The sequence below is a fragment of the Calditrichia bacterium genome (assembly GCA_020634975.1).
GTDB lineage: Bacteria > Calditrichota > Calditrichia > RBG-13-44-9 > J075 > JACKAQ01.
On sequence record JACKAQ010000001.1, the window covers coordinates 778,804 to 792,405 of the forward strand.

General features: G+C 49.5%; 12 protein-coding genes. 4 read left to right on the forward strand and 8 right to left on the reverse strand.

Annotated features, from left to right (window positions below; all coding sequences use genetic code 11):
• The first annotated feature begins 249 nt into the window (after positions 1-249).
• From H6629_03015 to H6629_03030, 4 genes are all read left to right on the forward strand, one after another.
• Positions 250-1,167, forward strand: coding sequence for an ABC transporter ATP-binding protein (locus H6629_03015; protein ID MCB9066769.1), 918 nt, complete (start codon positions 250-252; stop codon positions 1,165-1,167).
• Complete coding sequence (locus H6629_03020; protein MCB9066770.1) at positions 1,164-1,985, forward strand: ABC transporter permease subunit; 822 nt, start codon at positions 1,164-1,166, stop codon at positions 1,983-1,985. The genes H6629_03015 and H6629_03020 overlap by 4 nt, the downstream gene beginning before the upstream one ends.
• Positions 1,986-2,067: 82 nt before the next feature.
• Entirely contained in the window at positions 2,068-3,048 is a 981-nt protein-coding gene (locus tag H6629_03025) for a hypothetical protein (protein ID MCB9066771.1), read from the forward strand.
• Between the two features lie 122 nt (positions 3,049-3,170).
• On the forward strand, positions 3,171-3,725 hold the full coding sequence (locus H6629_03030; protein MCB9066772.1) for an HDIG domain-containing protein: 555 nt from the start codon (positions 3,171-3,173) through the stop codon (positions 3,723-3,725).
• A gap of 116 nt (positions 3,726-3,841) precedes the next feature.
• Here H6629_03030 and H6629_03035 read toward each other — a convergent pair whose 3' ends face one another.
• From H6629_03035 to H6629_03070, 8 genes are all read right to left on the reverse strand, one after another.
• On the reverse strand, positions 3,842-4,222 hold the full coding sequence (locus H6629_03035; protein ID MCB9066773.1) for a hypothetical protein: 381 nt from the start codon (positions 4,220-4,222) through the stop codon (positions 3,842-3,844).
• 223 nt (positions 4,223-4,445) lie between these two features.
• Positions 4,446-4,655 (reverse strand): DUF1232 domain-containing protein, encoded by a 210-nt coding sequence (locus tag H6629_03040; GenBank protein ID MCB9066774.1) that lies wholly within the window; start codon positions 4,653-4,655, stop codon positions 4,446-4,448.
• A gap of 14 nt (positions 4,656-4,669) precedes the next feature.
• Positions 4,670-5,875 (reverse strand): molybdopterin molybdotransferase MoeA, encoded by a 1,206-nt coding sequence (locus tag H6629_03045; GenBank protein MCB9066775.1) that lies wholly within the window; start codon positions 5,873-5,875, stop codon positions 4,670-4,672.
• 78 nt (positions 5,876-5,953) lie between these two features.
• A complete protein-coding gene (locus tag H6629_03050; GenBank protein ID MCB9066776.1) occupies positions 5,954-6,403 on the reverse strand; it encodes a hypothetical protein in 450 nt (149 codons plus the stop codon).
• Positions 6,404-6,546: 143 nt separating this feature from the next.
• On the reverse strand, positions 6,547-6,987 hold the full coding sequence (gene rimI / locus H6629_03055; GenBank protein MCB9066777.1) for a ribosomal protein S18-alanine N-acetyltransferase: 441 nt from the start codon (positions 6,985-6,987) through the stop codon (positions 6,547-6,549).
• Entirely contained in the window at positions 6,984-7,670 is a 687-nt protein-coding gene (gene tsaB / locus H6629_03060) for a tRNA (adenosine(37)-N6)-threonylcarbamoyltransferase complex dimerization subunit type 1 TsaB (GenBank protein ID MCB9066778.1), read from the reverse strand. The genes rimI and tsaB overlap by 4 nt, the downstream gene beginning before the upstream one ends.
• Before the next feature lie 157 nt (positions 7,671-7,827).
• Positions 7,828-10,221: a PQQ-binding-like beta-propeller repeat protein gene (locus H6629_03065; GenBank protein MCB9066779.1), complete on the reverse strand. Its 2,394-nt coding sequence runs from the start codon at positions 10,219-10,221 to the stop codon at positions 7,828-7,830.
• 159 nt (positions 10,222-10,380) lie between these two features.
• Positions 10,381-13,320 (reverse strand): FAD-binding protein, encoded by a 2,940-nt coding sequence (locus H6629_03070; GenBank protein MCB9066780.1) that lies wholly within the window; start codon positions 13,318-13,320, stop codon positions 10,381-10,383.
• Positions 13,321-13,602 lie beyond the last annotated feature (282 nt).

Sequence of the window (13,602 nt, forward strand, 5' to 3'; positions counted from 1 at the left end):
GTACTGATCACGCTTAACATCCATAAAAACACTCTCTTAGCGTCACAAATATATCCGCTTGAAAAGCGGCAAAAAATGTATCATTCAGTGATCTATTTATATCGTTCGGTTGCCATAATTAAACAATATATTGGGTTTTTCGCAAATTTAATGTCATGTTTTTTCTGTTTTCACTGCGATAATGATTAAATTCGAAACATCATTTCTATCTCTGCCGTAAGCAGTTGCGTTATAAAGAAAGGAAAACTTGTGAAGGCTATTGAAACCCAAAACCTTAGCCGGTTTTATCAAAAAGGTAACATAAAAGCGTTGGATGGTGTGTCGTTGACAACCGAGGCTGGCACCATTTTCAGCCTGTTAGGACCCAACGGCGCCGGTAAAACAACCCTCATCAAACTGTTGCTGGGCATCGTTTTTCCGACGGCCGGCAATGCAACGATTTTTGGCAAACCGATCAGCGATATTTCAATTCATAACGATATTGGCTATCTGGCGGAAAATCACCGTTTCCCGGAATTTTTGACAGCCAACGAAATCCTGTATTATTACGGAAAACTGAACGGCCTAAACAAAGCAACTTTGCATCAGCGAATGCCGGGATTGTTCAAGCTGGTGAATCTGGAAGGGTGGGAAAACACCAAAATCCGCAAGTTTTCCAAAGGCATGTTGCAGCGTCTGGGCATTGCGCAGGCGTTGATCAACGAACCCAAAATGCTGTTTTTGGACGAACCGACCGACGGCATCGATCCGGTGGGACGCCGGGAAGTGCGCGATTTGTTGAAAAAGCTGCGGGATCAGGGCAAAACCATTTTTTTGAATTCCCATCTGCTTTCGGAAGTTGAACGCATTTCCGATGAAATCGCTATCTTGAAAAAGGGAAAACTGGTGCGGCAGGGCAGCCTGGAATCGCTGATTTCCCGCGATCACCATTATGATTTGCTGGTTGAAAGCGAACCTTCGGCTGTTACGCCCATTTGCGAACAACTTTCTGTGCCCGTCACCGCACAAAACGGGCATTTGTCAATTGCGATAAAAGATACGGCACAACTGAATGCGCTGATCGATGAATTGCGCAGCGCAGCCGTGAAAATTCGCGGCATCATCCCCCAAAAAATTTCGCTGGAAGATTATTTTATTGAAGTTATCGAATCAAAGGAATCGCAATGAAACTGCTCGCTATCATTCAATTAACATTTCGGGAATCGCTCGCCAAAAAAACTTTTCTGGCGTTTTTGGCAATTTCCACACTGGTTTGCCTGTTGTTTATTTTCGCGCTGAATCTGGATATTGTAGACGGGCTGACCACCGGCATTTCGCTGTTTGGTCAGGAAATAAATGAAAGTGTGGACATCGCAGAATTTGTGATTATTGCACAAAGCATCATCGCGGTTGCGCTGTTTACCGGCGGCGTTTTTATGTCACTGTTTGCAACCAGCGGTTTGGTGCCCAGTTTTCTGGAAAAAGGAACGATCGATCTGCTCATTTCCAAACCGTTGAAACGCTGGGAAATTTTGCTCGGTCGCTACCTCGGCGCAGTTTCGATTGTCGCATTCAATATTTTTTATCTGGTGCTTTTTTCGTGGCTGATTTTATCACTAAAAACTGGTGTCTGGAATTGGGGATTTTTGCTTGCCGCCGTGATGATTGTAGTAACATTTTCGATTTTATTTTCGCTGATGACATTTTTGGGCATCGTTGTGCGCAGCGGTGCGTTTTCGCTGATGCTCACTTACATGATTTTATTTTTCAGCCCGATGCTGTTGCAACGCGATCAAATTTATGCGCTATTATCCAGTAAATATTACGGTTACGTGCTGGACGGATTGTATCATTTTCTGCCAAAAGTGGCGGAACTCGGCAGAATTACCGGCGATCTGGTTCGCGGCGTGCCGGTTCATTCGTGGGTACCGTTGGCAACTTCAACGGGTTTCGGTGTATTTATGCTGGGTGTGGCAGTGCTTATTTTTCAGCGAAAAAATTTCTGAGTTGCTTCCGGCAACAATTCCCGCATCGTTCCGTAAACGAATACATTGTTGAAATTACCCATTTTTGAAAAGGAGTTTTACGATGAAAATTTTAATGAAAATAACTTTTTTGGCAATTGCCGCAGTCTTTTTCTGGCAATGTTCAACCGATAAAACCGAACAATTGAGCTCAGAAATGACAACCGAACTTTCCCGGATGCCCTTGCAGGACGAGATGGCGTTAGGATTTGCCAACCTCGCAGAACTGCGTGAAAGCAGCATGTTTGCGGAAATCCGCGACTCCATTTTTACCAAAATGGACCGGGAAAACGAATTCCGCGATTTTCTCACCGAAACCCAATTCGATGTCCGCAAAGATGTGGACAATGTTTACGTATCGATAATGCCGCAGGTGCACAAAGAGCCAAAAATGCTGGTGGTTGCGGTGGGTAATTTTAACGCAGAACGCCTTTCCGAATTTATTCGCGAAAAAGATTCCGAAGACCGCCTGACAGAAACAACCGTTGGTAATCACAAGCTGTTTTTGATGGCAGAACGCCAGAAAGCGCTTTGCTTTGCAGATGCCAACCACGTGGTTTTCGGCAACGAAGATTTGGTGAAAGAGTGGCTGAATCTCGCCAAAAATCCCGATCCGGCGCGGAAAGATGCCATCGCCAACCGGCTCGCGAATGTCAAATACAAAAGCGGTATGTGGATGACCGCCAACGCCCAATCGATGATCGATGAAATGATGGATAACATGCCGGAAAATTTACCGGAAGAGCGGTTGCGCACCCTATTTTCGGTTGATCAGGTAGCTTTTTCAGCGGCAATTGATCAGTCGATGAGTATTGACGGCGTTGGATTTTTCAAAAATAATCAGGATGCTGAACTTGTTCGCGATATGGCGAAAGGCGCACTCGCCGGGTTCAAATTGTCGCTCGACGGCAATCGCGAAGCCATCGATGTTATCAATAAAATTGACATCACCACAGAAAATGGTTCTGTTCGAATGAACGCCAAATTTACGCAAAATGACATCCAGACCTTGGCGAAACAGCGCCAGCGTTACGCCATGCACTAACCCGTTTTCCCGTTAGAAACCTGCAAACCCGGCATTTCCGCGATGATGTGCCGGGTTTCTTTTTTTATTGTATCCCCGACAATTTTGCGTTTTATTGCGAATTGAATTTATGGAGAACAGCGTTGGAACCACTGGAAATCATCAATAAATATTACCAACCGGGATCGCAGCTGCATGAAATTTTGCTGATCCACAGCCAACTGGTTACCCAAAAAGCATTATGGCTGGCCAAAAAAGTGGCGCATTTATCGCCGGATGTACAGTTTATCCGCGAAGCCGCGATGTTGCACGATATCGGGATTATCCACACAAACGCGCCGGGCATCGCCTGTTTTGGGGACGCGCCGTATATTCAACACGGCATTATCGGGCGGGAAATATTGGAGAAAGAAGGCTTGCCAAAACACGCGCTGGTTTGCGAACGGCACACCGGCGTCGGTATTTCGCGGACAGATATCGCTGCCAAAAACTGCCCCTCTCCCGACCGCGATTTACTGCCGGTTTCTATCGAAGAACAGATTATTTGTTTGGCGGATAAATTTTATTCGAAAACGCCCGCTAAATTACGCAATGAAAAATCGCTGGCAAAAGTGCGCAACAGCATCGCAAAACACGGTGAAAGCAAATTGCAGACATTGAACAATTGGCTGGACTTTTTTGGAGTGGAAGATTCATAAACGGGTTCACATATGCGAACAAAAAAGTTTCGCATTAACACAAAATGCAGATATTCATAAAACAAAAAAGGCATGTGCGAACATGCCTTTTTTGTAAACTATGAAAAACCAAAAGGTTAACGCCCTCTGAGAGTTGGCAGGCTTATCGGCGCCTGGTCACTCACACCAACGGTTCCATTGGAATTATATTTGAGCTTCCGTTTTTCACCAATATTTCCACAAACCAGGCATTGATACATTTCACCTTTGTGCCCGTAAGGCCGACCTCGCCGGTGTTTTCCGCAGCTTTCGCACTCCGGATATCCTAAAACAATCCCCGGATCCTGTTTCCAGCCGCTAAAGGACATATCATATTCATCACGAATAAAAATGTCCAGCTCATCTTTGGTACAACCCAACTCTCCGGCGATTTTCGAAGCTGTGTGGCTTGTGGCAATCACACAATTCTCCTTCCGAACGTAATTGGACAATCGTTCACGAAGTTTTCGTTTGGTCATTTGCATCGATCTCCTTTACGTAAATTAAACTTTTCCCATGGGACATTCCGTCAAATGAGATTTCGTCAAGAACCCTCGTAACTAACCGTATTTCTGATTTTTCCGTCCGTGTATTTTAAAAGGCAGTGGAGCAGAATTCCGTTTGTGCAATAGATTAATTTAATAGAAAAACCTGATTTTGTTGTGATCTACAACCGCTTTTGCCCGACATCGTTTTCAGGAATCACTGACGTTTCAGAATTTTTCGCACCAGAAAAGTAACGAGTGCGGCGTCATCCAGAAAACCGAGCGGTCCGATCAGCGCCTCCGGCAATAAATCGATCGGCGAAAGCACATAAACCGCTACCAAAACAATTAATCCCAACAAACTTTTGCGAGGTTTATTCACCACTTTTGGTTCGCTCTGGAAAACTTCTTCTGCTTTTGCAGCCATCATAAACTCCTTATTTATATCATTTTAAGGACTTCTGTTTGAACCCCTTTCTGCAGGGTTTGGCCAGCGGGCAACACAATAAATCCGCTGGCATTGCTCACGGATGTCAGCATATGCGACGCCTGTTTTTCCTGCGGCGAAACGATCGGCAAACTGTCTGTTGGATATTGGCAGTTCACGCGGAAAAGTTGGTCACGGTCCAATCGGTTTTCCAATTGTGCCGCAAGAACACCCGTAAAACGCCGGTGACTGAATCCTGTTCCGTTGGCAAACCGCAAAACGGGTTGAACATAATATAAAAAACACATATACGCCGAAACCGGATTCCCCGGCAAACCGAACAACAGTGTTTTGGCAGCTCTGGCAAAATACAGCGGCTTGCCCGGTTTTTGACGGACACGCCAGAAAATAGTTTCAAATCCGCATTCCTGAGCGGCTTTTTTGACCAAATCGTGCGGTCCAACAGAAACGCCACCGCTGAACAAAATGACATCTGCAACAGCCGATGCATGTTCGATTGCGGCAACCGTTGCGGAAAAATCATCGCCAACACGTTGGCGCGAGACTACTTTTCCGCCAAATTTTTGGGCGGCAGCAGCCAGCATAATACCGTTGGAATCCCGGATTTGCCCCGCAGCCGGTGTCTGCGCAACATCAACCAGCTCGGTTCCGGTACCGATAATTGCCACTCGCGGACGCCGGTAAACGGCAACCGTTGCTGCGCCTTGCGATGCGGCAACCGCTATTTGCGCCGGATTGAGCACAGTTCCGACGGGCAATAATTCTGTTCCGGCGGTGTATTCTTCTCCGGCGAACCGCAAATGCTGGTGGCGGTTGTTCACTTTTTTGACGATCACTGTTTGCTCATGAATTTCGGTATTCTCAATGGGCACCACCGTATCCGCACCGTTGCCAACCATCGCGCCGGTGCTGATGCGCATGGCTTCGCCGGATTGCAGATGCGCAGCGGCAGGAACGCCCGCCCGGCTTTCGCTGGTTATTTGCAGCTTCACCGGTTGTGCTTCCGTGGCAAACTGCACATCGTCCCAACGAACGGCAAAACCATCCATCGCACTGTTGGTAAATTGGGGCATCGGTTCTGTTGCAAAAACGGGCTGCGCCAACACCCGTTCGATGGCATCTTCCAGCGAAATATCTTCAGTTTGCGGTTGAGGAAGGACGGTTTTAACGAGATCAAGTGCCTCTTGAATTGAGATCATTCAGTTAATCCAAAAACAAATTGTAATACGTTAAATTTGCGATGTTTAGTTGCTCAGCAGATACGGGAACACCGAAATCTACTCAGCCGAACGGCTAAGTTGATACAGCAATTCCTCCGGTGAAACCACCTTCACTGAGTCATCCGGATAATGTTCCGGCGTACGCGTTACGATCATTTTGCAGTGGCTGAAAATGGCTGAATACAGCATCAGCGCCGTATCAAAATCTTCCATTTCCGAGCTGCGGGCAGCAACGAACAACTCTTTGCTGAGCGATGCGATCTCAAAATTTGCCAAAAACCAGTCGATCACATCTTCCGCCTGCTGTGCGGCAGCGTTGTCACGCAATTTCCGGTAGATGGAAACAATCGCGAATCCGGGCAAAACGCCCAATATTTCGCGAGATAGCACTTTGCTAACCAACTCTGACGAAGTTGTGTTGTGCGGCGGTTTTTTTTCCAGAACGTCTTCGATAATGTGAATATCGATCAACACTTTCAACGGTTTTTCAGAAGATGATTCCGGCATTTTGCCAATATCTCCGGTTGGATTTACCAATAGTTCAACACCGCAATTTACTGCATGAACCCATCGGTTGATGCAGATTTTTCATAAAATTCAATATAAGGGATAATCTTGCGGATGGAAACCTATTTCTTAGAGAGTTGGATTTACAACTGTTTGCGCATCACAATAGCGTCTTCCCCGTCGCGGTAATAGCCGCGCCGGATGCGCAACGGAATAAACCCGAACGATTCGTACATCCGGATGGCAGTGTCATTATCTTTACGCACTTCCAGCAACACGTAATCTGCACCGTCGCTCATTCCCAAAATGGCTTTCAGCAAAAATTTGCCCCAGCCTTTTCCCTGATTTTCCTGCCGGATGCCAATGGTTGCAATGTGAAATTCGTTGAAAACATGCCAGGCGACAGCATGCCCGATAATTTCGCCCTCAAGTTCCAGCACAATTGGCAGCGAAAAACGGTTTTCCTTTATTTCGTAAATGTAGCTTTTGCGCGTCCAGGCTTCCGAAAAAATCTGATGTTCGATGGCCATAACTGCGTCCAGATCTTCCAGACGCATCGTGCGGATCAGCGGCTGACCGTTCATGATGCCCCTTTGAATGCGCGGATATACATGGGTTCGCAACTTGCGGTATCGCTTAGTTCACCGTTTTGGAATCGCTGAAATCCGAGGGAATGCAGCGCCCACAGCTGCGGATAGGCTGCCGCCGGATTTGCAAGCTGCGAGCCATTCGGCAGATTGTTCAGCAGCTCCGCTGCCATTGAATTTGCATCGTTTCCGGCAACCAGATGTGGCGTTTGGCAAAATGATTGCAACGCTTCCGGTGCCAGCATCTCGTATTCGCTTTCGCGATTTAACACGTTGTTTTTCCATAAATAACGTGCCGCAAACATTTCACCGCGATGCGCATCGATCACCGACAAAACTGGCATCGATTGTGCACCGGTTTGATACGCCCACACATCCAGCGTTGGCACTTCGATGATTGGTTTTTGCAGCGCATGCGCCACGCCTTTGGCGACGCTGTAACCGATCCGCAATCCCGTAAACGATCCGGGTCCGGCGGAAACGACGACACCTGCCAAATCACCGGCTTCAATTCCGGCAATTTCCAAGGCCTCATTTACAAAACGGGAGAGCACCCGCGAATGAATGTTTTTGATGCCCGCCGCCAATTCGATCAGTAGTTGGTCGTTGTTGGCAATGCCCACCGCACAGGTGATGCCACTGGTTTCAATTCCTAACAAATACGCCGGTTGTTTGATCATTTATTGCGATTCCAAAAAGAACAGTTTTGATTATCAGATTTAGGTTGGGGAATTATCGCAATGAATGAACGCGAAATCAATATCTTTTGCACATTGCGCCACAAAAAAAGGGCGTGGTGTCACGCCCTTCGGATGTTGATTCAATAAATTGCTGCTGTTATTTTTTCGGAAAAAACGTTGCCAGCAGTTGCGCCGTCCGGTTGCGCCAGCTCAGCCAGCTGTAACCGTCGTTCACGGTTTGGGTGTTCACGGAATAGCCACGGGATTTCAAAAATTCCGCCAGATCCGTGCAGGCGGTGCGCATATCCCAACCCTCTACCGTGCTGCGCATATCGTAATTTCCCCAATCCATATACACCCGCATGTTGGAAACATTCGATGCTTTAATGATTTCGCGCAGCTCGTTTTCGTGACGGGTGAGCGCCATCATCGATTGCGAAGCAACATTACCAAACACACCGGGAAATTTGAACGCCGTGTAAAACGCCGAATGTGCGGCATCGCCCTGCCCGACAATCAGCCGGGCATCGCTTTCGGGAATGGTGCGATAGGTTTTGTCGATCAGCGAAACCACTTCTTCCGCAACCATTTGTGAATATTTTTCCGCGTTCGGTCCCAATAATTCGCCGCGCCGACCGGGAACCAGCGGGATAAAAACGACAATCAGCGGATCAATTTGTGTGCCGGTCATTCGATCGAGCATATTCGTCACATCCGCTTTGGCGAGCACTTCATCGCCCCAATTGATGTAGGCAACCGGATATCGCCCACCGCTTTCCGCATAGCCGTTCGGCAGATAAATTTTGAGGTTCCGCCCCGTTTCGGTTACCGCGCTTTCCAGTTGGAGCGAATCCAGCGTGCCGCGTTGGTTTTCCGCAATTTGCGGTAAAGCGGCTTCGCGCCAATCCGGCATCGCAAACCAGGATGCGCCGTCAAATTGCCGCTGGTTGAGCGAATCGGCAACCCGATTTTCGAAATTGAGCATGTAACTGTAATCCAGCCGCGCATCGGATGGCAGTTTCAGCGAATAATAAAACAGGTTGGTGCCCGCTATTCGGTGCATCGGTTCTTCGTGTCTGTCACCAAAATAATCGCAAACGATGGAAATATCATTTGCTGAACCGCGATAAATAAAATGAATGGTTTCCTTACCCTCGATAATCGGGAATTGCGATTGCGACGCCATAAATTCATCGACCAGCCGGGATTTTTCGCTCGATTGCCCGACATTTTTCACCAATTTATCGATCAGCGATGATTCGATCATCCCGTTTGTCTGGGCAATCGTCACTTCCGATTCAGCTTCTGCCAGTTCCAGACAAGCCAATTCGCCGTGGCTGCGAACATAAATTTTGCCATATGCAAAGCTCGGCGCAGTCCATGCGTGATTGTCGAAAACCTTCATCGCAGTCAGTTCGCTGTAGCCTTCCGGCGTTGCTTTGGCGATGTGCAGCCCGCCAATTTTGGTCATCAGCACGAGGTGTCCGTCCAGCATCGAGATAAAACCGTCGCCCGGCTCGCGGGATTTCCAGACGCTTTCGCCGGTTTCCGCATCGATGCAGGTGAGGAAACGGTTGCTGTAACCGAACAAATAGCCATCGTGATATACCGGTATCGCATACGTCATCCGGATGGTGTTGTTCGCCCATAAATCGTCAAATTGCATGGTTTCCGCATTTTTTTGATAGCGAACCATTTTCGATTCGCGCGCTTTGTGGGTGAGAAACAACCGGTTTTCGCCGGCGTCAACCGGAATCATGCTGCCGCTGCTGATCGCGTATCCGTCGCCATCGTGTTTGTATTGCCAAAGCACTTCGCCGCTTTCCGGGTTCATGCCGTACAGGTGTTTCCGGGTGATTCCGATGAGCTGCATTTGCCCGGCAATCTCCATCATCACCGGCGATTGATGCATTACCGTGTCCTTCAGCGCAGACCAGCGAACAGCGCCGGTTTCCGCGTCAAATCCCATAATTGCGTTGTTTTCCTGACCGTTCACTTCGAGAATAACCGTTGAATTGAACAAAAACGGTGAGCTCGAAAATCCATATAATGGCTTTTCCGCCGCGTGATCCGTGCGGATTTGGGTTGACCACATTTCCCGTCCGGTTTGCAGATCGAACGCTGCCAGCTTCCCCCAAGGACTGAGTGCAAATACCTGTTTTTTACTGACATACGGTGTAGCAATGGGGCCATCATGCGAACCGTCGTGACCTTTGTAAACGGAATCCAGCGGTTGTTTCCAACGCAATTCACCGGAATGTGCATCAAATGCAGCGGCAAAATCGGATGTTTCACCGGAAAACAGCACAACAGCCACTCCGTTAGCCACGGAAACGCCCGAATAACCGGAGCCGGTTGCCTGTTTCCAGACGGTTTTCAACCGATAAGTTTTTCCCGGCTGGATAATCTGTTGCTGTGCAGCGCCATCGAAGTTGACGCCCCGCAAATTCGGCCATTCTTCCTCCGCGATCAACTGTGTCGCGAACAAAAAGCCAGCCAGAACACCTGCACGAACAACATATTTCACAAATGCGATGTGACTATATTGCATGATTTTCCCTTTCGGTTTGTCGAAAACAGATTGCAGAAAATTAGACAGATACGCTAATCCAGTTTTAACGGAAGATTTGGCGGAAGGTTACATTTTGAAATTGCCATCCCCGGAAAGTTGCGGGGATGGCAATGTGTTGAAAAAATAGTTGATATCGCGTTAGTCTGCGATCATTTTGCGCACAGCTTCTGCGGGATGCAGCGCCGTTTTCCCGGCGAAATGGGCAATCTGGTGGCGGCAACTGGTTCCCGCGGCGACAATCACCGTGTCGTCATCCTGTTTGCGGATGGCAGGCATCAACCGCCGTTCGGCCATTTGCTGCGAAACGTCATAATGCTCCGCTTCGTAACCGAACGAACCGGCCATGCCGCAACAGCCGGAATCGACCTCTTCGACCGCAAATCCGGCAGCGTTCAGCGTTTGGTGACTGGGTTTCGTGCCGACCAGCGATTTCTGGTGGCAATGCCCGTGCAACAGCGCTTTTTTCAGCGATCCGTTGCCGGAGAATTTCAGCTTCAGTTCGCCTTTTTCCACGAGATCCGCCACAAATTCCTCAAACGTGACGCATTGCGCGGCGACTGTGGCAACCCGCGCATCGCCGGGCAGCAGCGAGAAATGCTCATCGCGCATCGAGAGCAGGCAGCTCGGCTCCAGCCCCACAATTGCGATGCCCGCTTCCGCGAACGGCAACAATTTATCGATAGTGTTGCGGGCGGATTCGCGGGCGAGATCCACCAGCCCTTTGGACATTGCCGGGCGACCGCAGCAGACATTTCCGGGCAGCAGCACTTCGTATCCGGCAGCTTCCAGCACTTCCAGCGCCGCAACGGAAACGTGCGGATCGTTGTAGGTATTGAACGTATCGTTGAACAGCAACACCTGTTTTTTCGCCGGATCGATGCTCGCCGGTTTTCGGTTTTTGCGGTGCCATTCCACAAAACTTTCCGGTGCGAAAGCGGGCAATTCCCGGTGAACACTCACGCCGAGCAGCTTTTCGTTGAACCAGCGAACCGGCGCCAAACCCATTTTCCAGTTGATAAAAGACCGCACGAAACCCGGTAATTTGGTCATCAGCCGATTGATTTTGGGGATGTTGGCGAACAATTTCGCGCGCAGCGGCGTGCCGTTGGCGTCGTAATATTGCGCCAGAAATTCAAACTTGATTTTCGCCATATCCACTGATGACGGGCATTCCGCTTTGCAGGCTTTGCAGGAAATGCACAGCTCCATCACCTCGTACATGCGTTTGCTGGTCAGTTCGCCCGCGGGCAATTTGCCGGACATCGCCGCCCGCAGCGCATTCGCGCGACCGCGCGTGCTGTGCTCTTCCTCGCGGGTAACCATGAAACTGGGGCACATTGTGCCGACAGTGCGTTTGCGGCAAACGCCCGCACCGTTGCACAATTCCACCGCGCGTTCAAATCCCTGATCCGGTGTAAAATCGATGTGCGTTTTGATTTCGGGAACGCGGTAATCCGCGCCGTAGCGCAAATTTTCGGTGATAAAATCCTGATCGACAATGTTGCCGGGATTGAGCAAATTGTGCGGATCGAACGCATTTTTCACCCGACGGAACAGGTTGAACATTTCCTCGCCGTAAAATTTTTCCAGCAGCCAACTGCGGGTGCGACCGTCGCCGTGTTCGCTGCTGATGCAGCCGCCGTAATGCCCGACCAGTTCCGCGGAAAAAGTGGCGATTTTCGGCAATTTTTCGAGATCGCCGGCAACTTTCGCGTCGATCACCGGGCGAACGTGCAAACAACCGGCGCTGGCGTGGGCATAATACGCGACCTTCGTGCCGATGTCCGCGCAAAAGCGCTCCAGCCGGTCGATGTATTCCGCGAGATGCTCCGGCGGCACCGCCGCATCTTCGATGAACGGCAGCGGCTTTTGGTCACCTTTGATGCTCATCAGCAACCCGAGTCCCACTTTTCGCACTGTCCACACATTATTTTGCATGCGCGGATCATACGCCGGAACGTTAACGCAGTCGATTTTGTTTTGGCGAAGAATCTCTTCCAATCGGGCGATTTTGCTTTTCAGTTCAGCTTCGCTTTCACCGTAAAATTCGGTGATCAAAATGCAGTTCGGATCGCCGTGCGCAAAGGTTTTCAGCAAACGGGCGTATTCCGGCACATTTTTGCAGAGCGTAAGTGCCAGATTATCCAGCAGTTCGATGGCAGACGGGTCAGCGGTGAGCATCGTCGGAACACTGGACAGCGCCAAATGCAGATTGGGAAATTGCACCAGCGCCAGCGCCGTCATTTTCGGTTTGGGCACCAGATTCAATTTGATTTCTGAAATTACCGCCAGCGAGCCTTCCGCGCCGGAAAGCAGCTTTGCCAGATTGATTTGCGAATCGCGCGTCCAGCGATGGGAAACGCCGTCCACCAAACGGTCCAGCCCGTAGCCGCCGGTGCGTCGCCAGTGTCGCGGCGTGGCTGTCTGTATCGTCGATTTGTGGTTGGTGATGATATCGCCGATTTCCCGGTAAATTTGCCCTTCCAGCCCGCTGCGCTGTTGCATTTGGGCAAACATGCCGTCGTCCATCGGACGAAAATGGAAGGGGCTGCCGTCGCTCAAAAACCCCTTTATTTCCAACACATGCTCAACGGTCATCCCGTATAAAATGGAGTGCGCGCCGGTGGAATTGTTAGAAACGATGCCGGCCATTGCCGCGCGTTGCCCGCTGGCCGGATCGGGACCGAACTGCAATCCGTGCGGCGCAAGTTCGATATTCAGCTCGTCCAGTACACGTCCGGGCTGCACCCGCACCCATTGTTCTTCGGGATTGATTTCCAGAATATCATCGAGGTGTTTGGTGAAATCGACGACCAGCGCGGCGTTTACCGCCTGTCCGGCCAGGCTGCTGCCGCCGGTTCGCGGCAACAACGGGATGCGGTATTTGGCGGCAAGCTCCACCGCCGCGTGCACATCTTCCATGGTTTTGGGCATCAGCACACCGAAGGGCATCACCTGAAATATGCTGGAATCGGTGCTGTACAACACTTTGTTGTAATCGTCCGTGCGCAAATCGCCACTGATACGCGGGCGAAGTTCATTCAAAAAATCGGGAAGTGCAGATGGTGCGGGCTTCATTGGTTTTGCCTTTTGTTTCCTGTTTTGTAACGGTGCAGAATCTTTTTTTACCGCAGAGGTCGCGGAGTGCCCAGAGGTTTCAGAGAAAAATTATTGAGAAAACCCCAAAAATAACGTGGATTTGAGAGTATCAATTGCATCCAATTTCGATCAAAAATTCATCACCGTTTTTTCTCTGCGTTCGTTGCGATCTCTGCGGTTACCCATAACAGGCAGAAAATTAACAGTTTTCCGCGAACAGACCAATTCAAAATTTGGCGAAAAGCAATATTTTGCAAGCGG